Consider the following 17,241-nt stretch of genomic DNA (forward strand, 5'->3'; position numbering starts at 1 on the left):
TCCATCTGGGAGAGAACAACATGACAGTCCTGATCCGTGGCGGCACCGTGGTGAACGCCGACCGGGCCTTCCGCGCCGACGTGCTGTGCTCTGGCGACAAGATCGTCGCCGTCGGCGAGAACCTCGAGGTTCCACCTCACGCCGCCGTGATCGACGCCGGCGGCCAGTACGTGATGCCGGGCGGGATCGACCCGCACACGCACATGCAGCTGCCTTTCATGGGGACGGTCACCAGCGACGACTTCTATACCGGTACCGCGGCCGCGCTGGCCGGCGGCACCACCAGCATCATCGACTTCGTGATTCCGAACCCGAAGCAACCGCTGATGGAGGCCTTCCACACCTGGCGCGGCTGGGCCGAGAAGGCGGCGGCCGACTACAGCTTCCACGTGGCGATTACCTGGTGGGACGATTCGGTGCACGCCGACATGGGCACGCTGGTGCGCGAGCACGGCGTGAACAGCTTCAAGCACTTCATGGCTTACAAAAACGCGATCATGGCCGACGACGAGACGCTGGTCAAAAGCTTCCGCCGTTCGCTCGAACTGGGCGCGATCCCGACCGTGCACGCCGAGAACGGCGAACTGGTCTACCAGCTGCAGCGCGAGCTGCTGGCCAAGGGCATCCGCGGACCGGAGGCGCATCCGCTGTCGCGCCCGCCCGCGGTCGAGGCCGAGGCGGCCAACCGCGCGATCGCGATCGCCGGCGTGCTCGGCACCCCGGTCTACATCGTGCACGTGTCCTGCGCCGAGTCGCTGGAAGCGATTCAACGCGCACGCGCGCACGGGCAGCGCGTGTACGGCGAGGCGCTGGCCGGCCACCTGGTCATCGACGACAGCGTCTACCGCAACCCCGATGCGGCCTACGCGCGCGCTTTCGTGATGAGCCCGCCGTTCCGCTCGCGCGAGCACCAGACCGCGCTGTGGCACGGCCTGCAGGGCGGCAGCCTGCACACCACCGCGACCGACCACTGCACCTTCTGCGCCGAGCAGAAGGCGATGGGCGCCGACGACTTCACGCGCATCCCGAACGGCTGCGGCGGCGTCGAGGAGCGCATGGCGGTGATCTGGGATGCGGGCGTGAACAGCGGCCGCCTCACGCCGTCCGAGTTCGTGCGCGTGACCTCGACCAATGCGGCGCAGATCTTCAACGTCTACCCGCGCAAGGGCAGCATCTCGGCCGGGGCCGACGCCGACCTGGTCGTGTGGGACCCGCAAGGCACGAAAACCTTGTCCGCCGCGACCCAGCACTCGAAAGGCGGCTTCAACGTGTTCGAGGGCCGCACGGTGCGTGGCATCCCGAGCCACACGGTGGCGGCGGGCAAGCTGGTGTACGTGCAAGGCGACCTGCGTGCGGAACCAGGCGCGGGACGGTACGTGGAACGGCCGGCGTTCGTGGGCACGAACGCCGCCACCATCTGAACAGGAGAGGACAACCATGAACGACCTGCGCATCGACGGCCAGCGCCTGTGGCATTCCCTGATGGACCTGGCGCGGATCGGCGCCACCGACAAGGGCGGGGTCAAGCGCCTCGCCCTGACCGACCTCGACCGACAGGGCCGCGACCTGGTGGTGCAATGGGCGCAGCAAGAGGGCCTGAGCATCACGGTGGACAAGATCGGCAACGTCTTCATGCGCCGCGAAGGCGCCAACCCGGCGCTGCCGCCCATCGTCACCGGCAGCCACATCGACACCCAGCCCACCGGCGGCAAGTTCGACGGCAACTACGGCGTGCTGGCCGGGCTGGAGGTGGTGCGCACGCTCAACCAGCACGGCGTCGCCACCGTTGCCCCGATCGAGGTCGCGTTCTGGACCAACGAGGAAGGCTCGCGCTTCGTGCCCGTGATGATGGGCTCGGGCGTGTTCTGCGGCGCCTTCAGCCTGGAGACGGCCTACGCGGCGCGCGACGTCGACGGCAAGTCGGTCGGCGAGGAACTGGCGCGCATCGGCTACCAGGGCGCGCAGACGCCGGGCGAGCATCCGATCGGCGCCTATTTCGAGACGCACATCGAGCAGGGGCCGGTACTGGAAGACGCCGACAAGGTCATCGGCCTGGTGCCGGCCGTGATGGGCCTGTCCTGGTACGATTGCACGGTCACCGGCATGGAAGCGCACGCCGGACCGACGCCGATGCATCTGCGCCGCGACGCGCTGCAGGTGGCCACGGCCATCATGCAGGAGACGGTGGCGATTGCCAACCGCTACCCGCCGTACGGCCGCGGCACGGTCGGCATGGTGCAGGTGTTCCCGAACAGCCGCAACGTGATCCCCGGCCAGGTCAAGTTCAGCATCGACCTGCGCAACGTGAACGACGCGCTGCTCGACACCATGCACGGCGAGATCACGGCCTTCGTGCAGCGCATGGCGCGCGAGACCGGCCTGGACGTCCAGCTCGAGCGCGTGTCCTACTACCCGCCTTGCCCGTTCCACCCGGACTGCGTGGGCGCGGTGCGCGCCGCCACCGAAAAGCTCGGCTACTCGAGCATGGACGTGGTCTCGGGCGCCGGCCACGACGCCATCTATATCGCGCGCCTCGCCCCGGCCGGCATGATCTTCGTGCCCTGCAAGGACGGGATCAGCCACAACGAGATCGAGGACGCCAGGCCCGAGCACCTGGAAGCCGGCTGCAACGTGCTGCTGCATGCGATGCTGGAACGCGCCGGGGTGGCCGGACAGGCGTATGCCGCGCCGGAAGCGGTATCGGAAGCCGCATCGGCAGCATGACCAGCGCCGTTCCTCGATAGCAACATTAACGGATTGTTACGATAAATCCGGCCGTCGCGTGTTTACAGGCAAGCCACGGCTGGTAGCATGGTGCGGTCATGGCGCCACCCGGCGCCGCCTTGCATGAAGCCGCCGATGCTGAACGGGTATTACGAGACACCGCTGGTGCTGATTTCGATCCTCGTGGCGATCGCGGCGTCCTATTGCGCACTCAGCCTGGCCGGCCGGGTCGCCCAGTCGCGCGGGCGCGCCATGCTGGCCTGGACCGTGGGCGGCGCCATCGCCATGGGTTCGGGCATCTGGGCCATGCACTTCATCGGGATGCTGGCGTTCCGGCTGCCGATTCCGACCGCATTCGACCTGCCGATCACCTTCGTCTCGCTGCTGCTGCCGATCGCCGCCTCGATGCTGGCGCTGTGGCAGGTCAGCCGCTTCGAGCTCGGGCGCACCCGGCTGGCCGTCAGCGCGCTCCTGATGGGCATCGGCATCGCCGCCATGCACTACACCGGCATGGCGGCGATGCGCATGGCGCCGGGCATCGTCTACGATCCGTGGCTGTTCGCGCTGTCGGTGCTGATCGCGATCGGCGCCTCGGCGCTGGCGCTGTGGATCGCGTTCCGCCTGCGCCGCAATACCCCGCGCGTGTGGCTGATGCGTCTGGGCGCCGCGGTCGTGATGGGCGCGGCCATCGTCGGCATGCACTACACCGGCATGGCGGCTGCCATCTTCCCAGTTGGCAGCGTCTGCCTGGCGGCGCGCGCCGGCGTAGAGCACGAGGGCCTGGCGACGCTGGTCGTGATCGCCAGCTTCGGCGTGCTCGGGCTGGCCTTGCTGGCCTCGCTGTTCGAGGCGCGCATGCAAGCCAGCGCGCGCATGCTGGCCGCGACCGAAGCCAGTGCGCGCGAGCGTGACGCCCTGCTTGCGCGCGAGCGCGCGGCGCGCGACGAGGCCGAACGATTGTCGGCGATGAAGGACGAATTCCTGGCCACGCTGTCGCACGAGCTGCGCACGCCGCTCAACGCGATGCTGGGCTGGGCCGGCATGCTCCAGCGCGGCGTGCGCGACGACGCCACGCTCAAGCGCGGCCTGGAAGCGATCGAACGCAACGCGCGCGCCCAGGGCCAGCTGATCGAAGACCTGCTCGACATGAGCCGCATCGTGGCCGGCACCGTGCGCCTGGACGTGCGCCCCCTCGAGCCGGCGCGCGTGATCGAGGCGGCGCTCGCCACCGTGCATCCGGCGCTGCTGGCCAAGCGCATCGAGCTGCGCTGTGCGCTGCCGGACATCGGCGAGGTGCGCGCCGACCCCGGCCGGCTGCAGCAGGTGCTGTGGAACCTGCTGTCTAACGCGGTCAAGTTCACGCCGAGGGGCGGCAAGGTCGAGGTGACGCTCGCGCGCGAGAACGACCAGGCCGCGATCCGCGTGATCGACTCCGGCATCGGCATCTCGGCCGACTTCCTGCCTTACGTGTTCGACCGTTTCCGTCAGCAGGACGCGTCGATCACGCGCAAGCACGGCGGCCTGGGCCTGGGCCTGTCGATCGTCAAGCAGCTGGTCGAGCTGCACGGCGGGACCATCGCGGTCGACAGCGCCGGAGAAGGCGCCGGGGCCGTGTTCACGGTGCGCCTGCCGCTGGCCGAGCCGCAGGCAGGCGCGCCCGCGCGCGCTACGCCCACGCGTGCGGGCGCGGCGCTGGACGAGGGTGCGCGCGCGGCGCTCGCGCAGGCGCAGGCGGTCGACCTGTCCGGCGTGGAGGTACTGGTGGTCGACGACGCGCTCGACACGCTCGACGTGCTGGAGCAGATCCTGCGCCACAGCGGCGCCGGGGTCGTCTGCGCGGGCGGGGCGCTGCAGGCGCTCGAACTGATCGAGCGCACACGGCCGGACGTGATCGTCAGCGACGTCGGCATGCCCGACGTCGACGGCATGGAGATGGTGCGGCGCATCCGCCGGCGCGCGGCGGCCGACGGCGGCGCGACGCCGGTGAACGCGCTGACGGCGCTGACGCGCCAGGACGACCGCGACAAGGCCTTCCAGGCCGGCTTTACGGACTACCTGGCCAAGCCCGTGGATCCGGACGCGCTGGTCGCGAGCATCGCGCGCGCGGCCCGGCGCAGCGTGGCGCCGTTCGACAAGGACGCTTGACGCTGAAGTCCAAGGACGGTCACTGGAAGGTGGTCTCGCGCTCCGGCGTTGCGCTGATGCGGTGGATCGACAGGTCGGCGCCGTCGAATTCCTGCTCGGGGTCGAGGCGCAAGCCGACTGTTTTCTTCAGCACGCCGTACACGATCCAGCTGCCCACAGCGGCGATGACGATGCCAGTCAACGTGCCGAGCAGTTGCGACACGAAGGACACGCCGCCCAGTCCGCCCAGCGTGCGCGTGCCGAAGATGCCGGCCGCGATGCCGCCCCAGGCGCCGCACAGGCCGTGCAGCGGCCACACGCCGAGCACGTCGTCGATCTTCCAGCGGTTCTGCGCCAGCGTGAACATCAGCACGAAGATGGCGCCCGCGACCGCACCGGTGACCAGCGCGCCCAGCGGGTGCATCAGGTCCGAGCCCGCGCACACGGCGACCAGGCCGGCCAGCGGACCGTTGTAGACGAAGCCCGGGTCGTTCTTGCCCATCACGAACGCGATGAGCGTGCCGCCGACCAGCGCCATCAGCGAATTGACGGCGACCAGGCCGTTCATCTTGTCCAGTGTCTGCGCGCTCATCACGTTGAAGCCGAACCAGCCGACGGTCAGGATCCACGCGCCCAGCGCCAGAAAGGGGATGTCGGACGGAGGGTGCGCCGAAACGCGGCCATCCCTGGTGTAGCGTCCGCGCCGTGCGCCCAGCAGCAGCACGGCCGGCAGCGCGGCCCAGCCGCCGACCGCGTGCACCACGACCGAGCCGGCGAAATCATGGAAGGGCGCGCCGAATGCGGCTTGCAGCCAGTCCTGGAGACCAAAGCGATTGTTCCAGGCGATGCCTTCGAACAAGGGATAGACGAGGCCGACCAGCAGGGCGGTGGCGGCCATCTGCGGATGGAACTTGGCGCGCTCGGCGATGCCGCCGGAGATGATCGCAGGGATCGCCGCGGCAAAGGTGAGCAGGAAGAAGAACTTCACCAGTTCGTAGCCGTTCCTGGCGACCAGGGTCTCGGTCGCGCTGAAAAAGTGGATCCCGTAGGCGATGCCGTAGCCGACGAAGAAATAGGCGATGGTCGACACGGCGAAGTCGATCAGGATTTTCACCAGGGCGTTGACCTGGTTCTTGCGGCGCACCGTGCCCAGCTCGAGGAAGGCGAAACCCGCGTGCATCGCCAGGATCATGATCCCGCCGAGCAGGATGAAGAGCGCATCGGCCCCGCTTTTCAAGACATCCATTGCAATCACTACTCCAAAAAAGTGCAGATTGATTCCGAATTGAATCAATGAGCACTCCTGAGTAGCAATTTGCGTTCCAATTTGGTGAAGGCGCGCACCCGAGGTGTGCATGTGCACAAAGACGCGCCGTTTGCGTGCGCAGGCACTTCTACGGTGCGCCGCCGCGCCAAAATGGTGAATCGGCAGCGCCGATTGCGAATGGCAGTGCTACGTCTTCGTGTCGAGTTGACAAACAAATCATCCTTGGCGATCTTGGGTGCACAGGAGAGCGGTCGCCAATGGCGGTCAAGGCGCACTCAGTGACAATACGGCAGCAACACAGGCATGGGCGTCACGCCCGGACTGAGGTATCCTTTTAGAAATCATTCTGACCAGGATACGCATGAAACCTGTCGCTTCGCCGCTGCGCGCGTTGCTCGCCGCCGCTTGCCTCATCAGCCTCGTCCCGGCGCTGCCGGCGCTGGCCGCCGCGCCCAAGATCGCCGGCCCCTCGGCGGCGATCCGCCAGGCCGGCCAGCTCAAACAGATCGAAGAGCGCTTCTACGACGCGCGCGCACGCTTCGAGCCGCTGCTGTACGCCACCGCCAACGGCGACAGCCGCTACGACGACCAGCTCGGCCTGTCGATCGCGCCGCAGGTACGCGCGCGCTACTTCGCGCTGAACCATGCGTTCCTTAGTGATCTGTCCAAGGTCGACCGCAGGCAGCTCGCGCCCGCGAACCAGCTCGACTACGACATCCTGGTCTCGGAAATCCACAGCCAGCTCGACCTGGAAGCCTTCCCCGAGCACCTGCTGCCGCTGAACCAGTTCGACAACGTGCCCAGCACGCTGGCCAACTATGCCGGCGGCACCGGCTCCCAGCCGCTGGCGACGCCGGCGCAGTACCGCGCCTACCTGAGCCGCCTGCAGCAGCTGCCGGCCTGGATCGACCAGGCGGTGGCCAACATGAAGGAGGGCATCCGCACGCAGGTGGTCCAGCCGCGGCCGATCACGCTCAAGATGCTGGCCCAGTTCAAGCAGATGCGCGCCGCCACGCCGGAGGCCAGCGTCTTTTACACGCCGGTGAAGAACATGCCGGCCGGGTTCGGCGACGTGGATAAACGCGCCCTGGGCGACGGCTACCGCAAGGCCGCCGTCGACATCGACGCCGCGCTCGACCGCCTCAACGCTTTCCTCGAAAAAAGCTACCTGCCGGCCAGCCGCAGCAGCGCCGGCTACGGCGCGCTGCCCAACGGCCAGGCCTGGTACCGCGCGCGCATCCGCAACAACACCAATCTCGACCAGGCGCCGGACGCGATCCACGCGCTCGGCCTGAAGGAAGTCGCGCGCATCCAGGGCGAGATCGCCAAGCTGGCGCCGAAGATGGGCTACACCGGGCCGCTGAACCGTTTCCCGCAATGGGTCGCCGGGCAGCGCAAGTACAAGCCCTTCACCAGCGAGCAGCAGGTGCTGGAGCGCTACCGCCAGATCTACGCGCAGGTCGAGGCCAAGCTGCCCGAGTACTTCACGCTGCTGCCGAAGGCCAGGCTCGACATCCAGCTCGAGCCCGAGCTGACCCGCGCCACCGCGTCCGACCACTACACGCCGGTCGCTGCGGACGGCTCGCACCCGGGCGTGTTCTGGGCCGTGGTCAACGATCCGAAGGAATACGACACGGTCGGCATGACCACGCTGCTGCTGCACGAGGGCGTGCCCGGCCACCACCTGCACGCGGCGCTGCTCAAGGAACTGCCGCTGCCGGACTTCCGCAAGTTCTTCACGGAACACCCGAGCGCGGCCGCCTACACCGAAGGCTGGGCGCTGTACTGCGAGACGCTGGGGCGCGAATTCGGCTTCTACGACGACCCGGCCGCCTACTACGGCCACCTGAACGACGAGCTGCTGCGCGCCGTGCGCCTGGTGGTCGACACCGGCATGCATGCCCAGGGCTGGTCGGAACAGAAGGCGGTGAAGTACACGATGGACACGCTCGGCTACAGCGAGGACCAGGCCACCAACCAGATCGAACGCTACATGGTCTGGCCGGGCCAGGCGCTGGCCTATAAGACCGGGGCGCTGAAGATCCTCGAGCTGCGCGCGCGCGCGCAACAGGCGCTCGGGCCGAAATTCAGCTACGCCAGGTTCCACGCGATCGTGCTCGGCGACGGTACGCTGCCGCTGCCGATCCTGCAGGCCCAGGTCGAACGCTGGATCGCCAACGCAGGCAAGGACTGAACATCATGAGCACCGACATCGACGACCACGCCACTGCCGCGACCGCCGCGGCGGGCGGCGCGCCCCAGTTGGGCAAGCACCGCATCGAAGCCCTGGTCGACGGCATCTTCGCGGTGGCGATGACGCTGCTCGTGATCGACCTGCGCCTGCCCGAGCACGCCCACCTGGCCACTTCCGAACAGTTGCGCGACGCGTTGGTCGAGCTGGTCCCCAACCTGTACTCCTGGCTGGTCAGCTTCGTCGTGCTGGCGATCTTCTGGATGGCGAACCACCGCCTGTACAGCCACGTGCGCCACGTCGACGGCGCGCTGCTGTGGTCGACGATCCTGATGCTGGGCGGGGTCAGCCTGCTGCCGTTCGCCTCGGCGGTGAACAGCACGATGGCGTCGCAATTGGCGCAGCTGGTGTACTCGAGCGTGATGATCGTGATCGCGCTCGGGGCGCTGCTGGTGTCGCACCATATCTACCGCCACCCCGAGCTGTGCGCGCATCCGATGGACCGCGCGACCTGGCGCGGGGCGACGGTGCGCACCGGCGGCCTGATCGTGATCGCCGCGCTGGCGGTGCCGCTGGCCGGCTGGCTGCCGGGCTACGCCAACTTTGCCTACCTGCTGATCTTCGCGTTGCGCCCGCTGGCCGGGCTGCTGGGACGCGCCGCGCCTAACCGCCCGGCGTAATTATCCTGGGGTAAAATCTCCGGTGTATGCACGCGCTGTCCCGGCGCCCGATCGACAAAGGTTTCGATGGATTCAGCCCCGTTGTTCACCGCTACCGATGAGCTCAGCCTGCGCATGGCGCGCCATGACTGGGGCGCCTCCGTGCTTGGCGTCCCGGGCGCGTGGCCGGCTGCGATCCGGACCGTGGTGCGGCTCATGCTGGACGCCAAGAATGCGATGTTCGTGTTCTGGGGGGCCGAGCTCGGCCTGATCTACAACCAACCCTATGTCCAGTTCTTGCAGGACAAGCATCCGCAGGCGCTGGGCCGGCCGTTTCGCGACGTGTGGCCCGAGCTGTGGCCGCAGCTCGCCCCCCTGATCGAGCGTGCGCTCGCCGGCGAGTCGATCCATGTCGAGGACATGCCCCTGGTCATGTTCAGGAACGGCCGCCACGAGCAGACCTGGTTCACCTTTTCGTATTCCCCGATCTACGACGACGGCGGCGCCATCGTCGGCCTGTACGGCACCGGCACCGATACCACGCGGCGCGTGACCACCGAGCGCCGCCTCGCGTTCCAGGTGCGCATGGCGGACCAGCTGCGCGGCCTGGCCGACCCGTACGAGATCGTGCGCCGCGCCAGCCGCCTGCTGGGCGAAGAGCTCGGTGTCAGCCGCGTGCTGTTCAGCGAGATGATGAACGATGGCGAGCAGGGCGTGTTCCATTCGAATTACACCGACGGCACGGTCGAGGAATTGCACGGCCGCTTCGAGGCCGCCGATTTCGGCGCCGGGCTGTTCGCCACCTTGCGCGCCGGCCGCACCAGCGTGTGCAAGGATATCGGCGCGCAGCTCGGCAGCGCCGATCCGGAGGTGGCGCGCCACTTCCAGGCGCTCGGCGTGGGCGCCGAGATCAGCGTGCCGGTCTTGCGCGAAGGGCGGCTCAGCAGCATCCTGATCGTCAACCACCGCCGCAAGCGCAACTGGACGCAGTACGAGATCGAACTGGCCGAAGACATGGCCGAGCGCATCTGGAACGTGGTCGAACGCGCGCGCGCCGAGGCCGCGCTGCGCGAGGCCAACGAGCAGCTGGCGGCCATGCTCAGCGTGCGCACCGCGGAGCGCGACCGCCTGTGGGACATGGCGCAGGAGATCCTCGCGATCGCGTCCATCGATGGCTACTTCATCAGCTGCAATCCGGCCATGACCGAGGCCCTCGGCTGGACCGAGCACGAACTGCAGGTGACGCCCTTCGCCGATTTCGCGCATCCCGACCAGCGCGCCGAACTGGCCGGCGTGATGGCCCAGCTGGCGGCGGGCAAGACCGTGACCCGTCACGAGATCCGCAGCCGCCATCGCGACGGCAGCTACCGCTGGCTGTCCTGGACCGTGGTCGCGCAAGGCAAACTGCTGTACATGGCGGGCCGCGACGTGACCGAGGAGAAGCAGCGCCGCGCCGACCTGCGCCAGGCCGAGGATGCGCTGCGCCAGTCGCAGAAGATGGAAGCGATCGGCCAGCTCACCGGCGGCCTGGCGCACGACTTCAACAACATGCTCGGCACCATCGTCGGCAACATCGAGCTGGCGCGCCTGCATTTCCAGGGCGGGCGCACCGCCAACCTGCATCGCTATCTCGATGGCGCGGCGAACGCGGCGCACCGCGCGGCGACGCTGACCCATCGCCTGCTGGCGTTCTCGCGCCGCCAGACGCTCGACCCCAGGCCGACCGACGTCAACGGGCTGGTCACCTCGATGCACGAGATGATCGCGCGCACCGTGGGACCGGCGATCGGGGTCGAACTGCGGCTGGACAGCGCCTGCCCGGTCAGTTTCTGCGACACCAACCAGCTGGAAAACGCCATCCTCAACCTGGCGATCAATGCGCGCGATGCGATGCCCGGCGGCGGCGGCCTCCTGATCCGCACCGCGGACGTCCACTGCGCGCTGCCGAACCACCCGTCGGGGCTGGCGTCCGGCGAATGCATCCGCATCAGCGTGGTCGACAACGGCACCGGCATGGATGCGCAGACGGCGGCGCGCGCCTTCGAGCCTTTCTTCACCACCAAGCCGCAGGGCGAGGGCACCGGGCTGGGACTGTCGATGGTGTTCGGCTTCGTCAACCAGAGCAACGGCCACGTGGGCCTGGAATCCCGGCCAGGCAAGGGCACCGCGATCCATATCGACCTGCCGCGCCATTACGGCGCGGCTGGCGACGAGGAAGCGGCATCGGTGGCTCCCGGCGACGCCGCCGCCCCTGTTCGAAATGCGACCATCCTGCTGGTCGACGACGAGACCGCGCTGCGCCAGGTGCTGGGCGAGGTGCTGCGCGACGCCGGCCACACCGTGTTCGAGGCGGGCGACGCCGCCACCGCGCTGGCCAAGCTGCGCCACATCGACCAGGTCGACCTGCTGGTCAGCGACGTCGGCCTGCCGGGCGGGATGAACGGCCGCCAGCTGGCGGACGCGGTGCGCGCCAACCATCCCGCCATCCGCGTACTGTTCATCACCGGCTACGCCGAATCGAACGTGCTCAACGCCGACATGCTGGGCCAGGACGTACACATGCTGATGAAGCCGTTCGCGCTCAAGGAATTCCGCGACCGGGTCGGCGCCATCGTGGTGGCGCCGGACCGGAACGCCTGAACTCAGCGGTAACTGCGCAGGAAGTCGAGCAGCACGGCCGCCGCGACGTCGGCGTCGTCGGCGGTCATGGTCTCGAGCGGGTTGTGGCTGATGCCGCCGTTGCCGCAGCGCGTGAACAGCATCGCCACCTCGGTCAGGCTCGCCAGCGCCATGGCGTCGTGGCCGGCGCCGGACAGCAGCTCGAAGCGCGGCAGGCCGGCGCGTTCGAGCGCGGCGCCCAGCTGGTCCATCAGGCGCGGCGCGCACGGCGCGGCGGCGGCCTCGAGCAGCGTCTCGACGCCGTAGTCGATGCCGCGCCGTTCGCAGATGGCGCGGATGCCGTCCATGACGTCTGCGACAGCCGCCTGGCGCACCGCGTCGCTGGCTGCGCGGATGTCGAGCGACAGCCGGCAACGGCCCGGCACCACGTTGACCGAGCCGTCTGGCACGCTCAGCTGGCCGACGGTGCCGACCAGCGCATCCTCGCGCCCGCAACGCTGCTCGACCAGCAGCACGATCTCGGCGGCCGCGGCGGCGGCGTCGCGCCGCATCGTCATCGGGGTGGTGCCGGCGTGGCTGGCCAGGCCGCCCAGGTCGACCAGGTAGCGCGAGCTGCCGGCGATCGCGCCGACCACGCCCAGCGGCAGTCCGCGCTCGAGCAGCACCGGTCCCTGCTCGATGTGGACTTCGACGTAGCCCAGCACGTCCTCGCGCCTGCGCGCGATGCCGGGAATGGCCGCCGGATCGTGCCCGGCCGCTTTCAGCGCGGCGCGCATCGTGACGCCGTCGGTATCCAGCCGATCGAGCAACGCCATGTCGAAGGCGCCGGCCACCGCGCTGCTGCCGAGAAAGGTCGAGCGGAAGCGCACGCCTTCTTCTTCCGCGAAGCCGATGAGATCGAGGTGGAAGGGCAGGCGCTCCCCGCGCGCGTGCAGCGCGCGCACGAGCGCGAGCGGAAGCAGGATGCCGAGGCGTCCGTCGTACTTGCCGCCGTTGCGCACGGTGTCGTAGTGCGAACCGGTGATCAGGGCTTTCGCCTGCGGGTCGGCAGCGGCATGGCGCCCGACCACGTTGCCGACCGCGTCGACGTGCACCTGCATGCCGGCCTCGCGCATCCACTGCGCGAGCAGGGCGGCCGTGCGCCGGTGCGCCGGCGTCATGTAGGCGCAGGTCAGGCCGTGCTCGTCGTCGCTGATGGCGCCCAGCTGCTCGGCCCAGTCCATGATTGCCGCGCCGTAGGCCAGCTGGACGTTCAGCAGCGCGTTCAGGCGGATCTCGGCGATGCGCTGCACCTGGCGCAGCGCTTCCGCCAGCTCGGTGTCAACCCGGTTCTTCAGGCGCCGCTCGAAGGTGGCGATGATGGCCTGGCGCGTCAGGCCCTTGCCGGTCGGCCCCTTGACCGCGAGGATGAAGGGAAAGCCGAATCTGGCGTTGTAGTCGGCGTTCAGGCGCTGTAGAAGCGCGTATTCGTCCGGGCTGCACAGGTTCAGGCCGGAAGCGGCTTGCTCGCCGGTCGATTCCGCGGTCAGCGCGCCGGCGATCGCGGCCTTGCCGGCCAGCTCGGGGTGGGCGCGCAGCAAAGACAGGCGTTCGTCTTCGCTGGCCAGCTCGACCGCGTCCTGCAGCGCCAGCTTGAGGGCGGCCAGGCTGGAAAACGGCCGGCTTCTTGCGGCGCGCTCGGGAATCCAGGGCGAATGCTCGTAGATGCCGTGCAGCGCGTTGACGAAGGCGGCTGGGTCGAACGCGTTCAAATCCTGGAGAGTGGTCATGGCCTGGGGTTCCCGATTGGAGCAGTCGATGATAAATCCTGCAACACTGCGGGATATACGTCACTGCTGATGTGCGAATTCAGCCGTGGCATATAGCACGGACGAGCACGATCGCACGACAGCGCAATCCGCTGTCTTGGTACAATGACATCACCATGAAAAAGACCGCCATCTCCTTCATCCTCGGGGCCGCCTCGGTGACCGTACTGAGCGCCGCGCTGTCCGCCTGCGACAGCAAGACTTCCGCCAACGAAAAGAATTTCGGCATCGCCGTCACCCAGTATCTCGACAAGAAGGGCGAGCTGTGCCTGGACCCGGTGAGCTGGCCGGTCGACGTGTACGAGACCGACATCCGCCAGCAGAAGCTGTACCCGGATAACGCCGCCGGCCAGATGGCGGCGCTGGAGGCAGCCGGCCTGGCCATGGGCGAGGACACGACGTCGAGCGGGGTGAAGGTCAGGCGCTACCAGATGCTCGACGCCGCCAGGCCGTATCTGCGCGCGGACCCGGGCAAGAAGCCGCGCCTTTGCTGGGGCCGCAAGTCGCTGAGCAAGGTGCTGCGCTGGGACGATCCGGCCAAGGTGGGCGACCACGAGGAGTCCAGCGTGATCTACACCTACAAGCTGTCGAACGTGGTCGACTGGGCGCGCAAGCCGCAGTTCAAGGAAGCCTTCCCCGACCTGGGCCGGACCATCGACGGCGAGCGCGCGCAAAAGGAAAAGATGTACGTCAAGCTCACGCCGCAGGGGTGGGAAGCGTTCGGCCTGAACAACTGAGACGCGTTCCCCCCGCAGGGATCACGAACGCTTGAGCTGGCCGATGACGCTGGCGACCTTGGTGGTGATGACGTCGACCGCCGGGCCGTTCGCGCCGTGGGGCAGGATGACGTCGGCGTGGCGCTTGGTCGGCTCGATGAACTGCTTGTGCATCGGGCGCACCGTGTCCATGTACTGCTTGACGATGCTGTCCATGGTGCGGCCGCGCTCGGCGATGTCGCGTTGCAGACGGCGGATGAAGCGCACGTCGGGCGCGGTGTCGACGAAAATTTTCAGCGACATCATCTTGCACAAGTCCGCGTCGTACAGGGCGAACAGGCCTTCGATCACGATCACCGGAGCCGGCTTGACCGGGATGGTCTTGCCGGAGCGGTTGCTGATCGTGAAGTCGTATTCCGGCATCTGGATCGTTTCGCCATTGCGCAAGGACTGGACGTGCTCGACCAGCAGCGGCCAGTCGAAGGCGTGCGGATGGTCGTAATTGGTCTTGCGGCGATCTTCGAGCGTGAGGTCGGTCTGGTCGCGATAGTAGTCGTCCTGCATCACCACCGAGACCATCTCCGTGCCGAAGGAGGACAACACCTGCTGGGTCACCGTTGACTTGCCACTGCCGCTGCCGCCGGCGACTCCAATGACAAACGGTTGGAAGGGAATCTGATTCATCCTCGCATGATACCGGAGCGGCGCGCGAACCGACAGGGGCAGGGTGCTCTTGCCACTGGCGTGAGGCGATCTTGCGACGCCTGCACGCCGGGCAGGACCCTCAGCGGCTGTTCGCCCCGACGCCGTTGTTGCCGGTGCCGGCGCTGTTGCCCATCGAATTGTCGGCGCCGCCGCCGTTGGTGCCGTTGACGTGGTCCGTTGCGTTGGCCGCGTCCTGCGTGCCGACGCGGGTGGTGTTCATGTCCGTCGAGCTGCAAGCGGCCAGGCCCATGGCCATCATTCCTGCGATGAGAATGCCTTGGTAAGTCTTCATGATTGCTCCTCCCCTTGTGTGTGCACCAATCATGGACGCGGCTGCCCGTGTTCAAAATAGGATGGGTCCAAGTCGCCGTGTAGGACATGCCGTACGATCAGCCGGACAGCGCAGCCTTGGGAGCCGCAGTCAACCGTGCTGCACGAAATGTGGTTGGCGTTATATTCTGTTCAACATGGCAGGACAGATAAGCGACCACATTTAACGGACAAGGAGTGCTCATGCAAACGTGTTTACCGGTCAAATCTCCCGAGGGGGCAGCATCATGATGGCAAACCATCGTTCCACCAGATTCAGCCTGGGATCGGCATTGTTCGACCTGCTGGATCCGATCCCTTTCGGCTTCTTCGTGGCTACCCTGATTTTCGACATCATCTACGCAAACACCGCGGAGATATTGTGGGTGAAGGGTGCTTCCTGGCTCGTCAGCATCGGCCTGGTGTTCGCCATCATCCCGGAGCTGATCAACCTGTACAACGTCTGGTTCAACAAGCGCCGCGGCCGCATGCACGGCGAGGCCGCCAATTTCTGGCTCAACGTGGTCGGCATCGTCGCCGCCATCGTCAATGCATTCGTGCATAGCCGCGACGCCTATGCGGCGATGCCCGATGGGCTGTGGCTGTCCATCGTGACGGTTGCCACGCTGGCGATCGGCCGGATCATTCTGTCCGGGAGGAACGTGACCTACAAGGAATTCAACAATGAACGAGCATAAACAAAATTGGCGGTTCAAGGTCGGCGTAGTGGCAAGTCTGGCGCTTCTGCTGGCGGCATGCGACGAAAAAGCCAAAGTGGACCTCTCCCGGCAACTGGGAAGCAACCCGGAACTGCCCAAAGCGCAGGACTTCCTGGTGCCGCCGATGCAGGTTCCGGAAGGCGTGGGCTGGAAGGGCAATGCAAAGCCCCAGGTCGTGTCCGGCCTGCAGATCGAGAAGATCGCTTCGGGACTTCTGCACCCGCGCCAGCTGCTGGTGCTGCCGAACCAGGACATCCTGGTGGTCGAAGGGAACGGTCCGGGCGAAGAAGCGGTCACGAGCCCGAAACAGCTGATCGCGGGCATGGTCAAGGGCCGTTCGGGCAAAAGCGGCAAGGGCGGCAACCGCGTCACGCTGCTGCGCAAGAAAGCCGGGTCGACCGGCGAGTGGGAGCAGCACGTGTATATCGAGCACCTGCACTCGCCGTTCGGTATCCAGCTGGTGGGCGATACCCTGTATGTCGCCAACACCGGCAACATCATGAAATACCACTACACGCCGGGTGAAACCAGGATGTCCGATCCGGGCACCGAATTGGGCGACTTGCCCAGCACCGTCAACCACCATTGGACCAAGGCGCTACTGGCCAGCCCGGATGGCAAGAGGCTTTACGTCGGCATCGGCTCGAACAGCAATATCACCGAAAACGGCCTCGAAGTCGAATACCGGCGCGCCGACATTCTCGAAATGGATGCGGCGACCGGGGCCAGCCGTATATTCGCGTCCGGCATCCGTAATCCCACCGGTTTGGGATGGGAACCGCAGTCCGGCAAGCTCTGGGCCATCGCCAACGAGCGCGATGAAATCGGCGCCGACCTGGTGCCCGATTACCTGACCTCGGTCAAGGAGAAAGGCTTCTATGGCTGGCCTTACAGCTATTACGGCCAGCACGTCGACCAGCGCGTCAAGCCGCAGCGGCCGGACATGGTCGCGAAAGCCATCAAGCCGGATTACGCCCTCGGATCGCACGTGGCGGCGCTGGGCCTGTGGTTCTATACCGGCACCGGCCTGCCGGCGCAGTACCGGAGTGGCGCCTTCATCGCCGAGCACGGCAGCTGGGACCGTACGCCGCTGAGCGGCTACGCGGTCGTCTACGTGCCGTTCGCAAACGGCATGCCGAGCGGACCTGCCCAGACCGTCGTGTCGGGCTTCCACTCGGCCGACGAAAAGCAGCTGTACGGCGCGCCGGTCGGCATGGCGCAGGACGCCGCGGGCGCCTTGCTGATCGCCGACGACGTCGGTAACGTGGTCTGGCGCGTCACGAGCGCCGGGCAGTGATGAAGCTCCGGGGCGCCAATGACATGGCGCGCCCGGAACACGGCCTGCTGTCCGGCAGTTGTCGGAACAGCAGGCGGCACCCGTCTGTTCGAGCCACCATGGC

The 17,241-nt window shown here is 67.4% G+C and carries 13 protein-coding genes; 9 read left to right on the forward strand and 4 right to left on the reverse strand.

Going from position 1 to position 17,241, the window contains the following annotated elements:
- The first annotated feature begins 20 nt into the window (after positions 1–20).
- From hydA to FA90_RS25295, 3 genes are all read left to right on the forward strand, one after another.
- A complete protein-coding gene (gene hydA / locus FA90_RS23670; protein WP_036173208.1) occupies positions 21–1,421 on the forward strand; it encodes a dihydropyrimidinase in 1,401 nt (466 codons plus the stop codon).
- 16 nt (positions 1,422–1,437) lie between these two features.
- Entirely contained in the window at positions 1,438–2,724 is a 1,287-nt protein-coding gene (locus FA90_RS23675; RefSeq protein WP_051972040.1) for a Zn-dependent hydrolase, read from the forward strand.
- Between the two features lie 123 nt (positions 2,725–2,847).
- Positions 2,848–4,869, forward strand: coding sequence for an MHYT domain-containing protein (locus FA90_RS25295; protein ID WP_051972041.1), 2,022 nt, complete (start codon positions 2,848–2,850; stop codon positions 4,867–4,869).
- A gap of 19 nt (positions 4,870–4,888) precedes the next feature.
- Here the strand turns inward: FA90_RS25295 and FA90_RS23685 are convergent, their stop codons facing one another.
- Entirely contained in the window at positions 4,889–6,094 is a 1,206-nt protein-coding gene (locus FA90_RS23685) for an ammonium transporter (RefSeq protein ID WP_036173211.1), read from the reverse strand.
- Positions 6,095–6,476: 382 nt separating this feature from the next.
- On the opposite strand from FA90_RS23685, the gene FA90_RS23690 reads away from it, so the two are divergent.
- The 3 genes from FA90_RS23690 (at position 6,477) to FA90_RS25305 (ending at position 11,605) form a co-directional block, all read left to right on the forward strand.
- Complete coding sequence (locus tag FA90_RS23690; protein WP_036173214.1) at positions 6,477–8,309, forward strand: DUF885 family protein; 1,833 nt, start codon at positions 6,477–6,479, stop codon at positions 8,307–8,309.
- A 5-nt stretch (positions 8,310–8,314) separates the two neighbouring features.
- Positions 8,315–8,986 (forward strand): TMEM175 family protein, encoded by a 672-nt coding sequence (locus FA90_RS25300; protein ID WP_051972042.1) that lies wholly within the window; start codon positions 8,315–8,317, stop codon positions 8,984–8,986.
- Positions 8,987–9,052: 66 nt separating this feature from the next.
- Positions 9,053–11,605, forward strand: a complete 2,553-nt coding sequence (locus FA90_RS25305; protein WP_081934009.1) for a PAS domain-containing protein — start codon at positions 9,053–9,055, stop codon at positions 11,603–11,605.
- Between the two features lie 2 nt (positions 11,606–11,607).
- On the opposite strand, the gene FA90_RS23705 is transcribed toward FA90_RS25305, so the two are convergent.
- Positions 11,608–13,353 carry an allantoate amidohydrolase gene (locus FA90_RS23705; protein ID WP_036173218.1) on the reverse strand — a complete coding sequence of 582 codons (1,746 nt, stop codon included), beginning with the start codon at positions 13,351–13,353 and terminating at the stop codon, positions 11,608–11,610.
- 155 nt (positions 13,354–13,508) lie between these two features.
- Here FA90_RS23705 and FA90_RS23710 point away from each other — a divergent pair, with 155 nt between their 5' ends.
- Positions 13,509–14,129 (forward strand): hypothetical protein, encoded by a 621-nt coding sequence (locus FA90_RS23710; RefSeq protein ID WP_036173220.1) that lies wholly within the window; start codon positions 13,509–13,511, stop codon positions 14,127–14,129.
- Between the two features lie 21 nt (positions 14,130–14,150).
- Here the strand turns inward: FA90_RS23710 and udk are convergent, their stop codons facing one another.
- Together udk and FA90_RS23720 are read right to left on the reverse strand one after the other, a co-directional pair.
- Complete coding sequence (udk, locus tag FA90_RS23715; RefSeq protein WP_036173223.1) at positions 14,151–14,792, reverse strand: uridine kinase; 642 nt, start codon at positions 14,790–14,792, stop codon at positions 14,151–14,153.
- A 100-nt stretch (positions 14,793–14,892) separates the two neighbouring features.
- Positions 14,893–15,105 (reverse strand): hypothetical protein, encoded by a 213-nt coding sequence (locus tag FA90_RS23720; protein WP_156116819.1) that lies wholly within the window; start codon positions 15,103–15,105, stop codon positions 14,893–14,895.
- Between the two features lie 265 nt (positions 15,106–15,370).
- Between FA90_RS23720 and FA90_RS23725 the strand changes: the two genes are divergently transcribed.
- Both FA90_RS23725 and FA90_RS23730 read left to right on the forward strand, forming a co-directional pair.
- Entirely contained in the window at positions 15,371–15,820 is a 450-nt protein-coding gene (locus FA90_RS23725) for a DUF2231 domain-containing protein (RefSeq protein WP_156116820.1), read from the forward strand.
- On the forward strand, positions 15,807–17,138 hold the full coding sequence (locus FA90_RS23730; protein WP_051972044.1) for a sorbosone dehydrogenase family protein: 1,332 nt from the start codon (positions 15,807–15,809) through the stop codon (positions 17,136–17,138). Before FA90_RS23725 ends, FA90_RS23730 begins: the two co-directional genes overlap by 14 nt.
- The last annotated feature ends 103 nt before the right edge of the window (positions 17,139–17,241 follow it).

It is taken from the genome of Massilia sp. 9096 (genome assembly GCF_000745265.1).
In the GTDB taxonomy this organism is placed as follows: Bacteria; Pseudomonadota; Gammaproteobacteria; order Burkholderiales; family Burkholderiaceae_D; genus Telluria.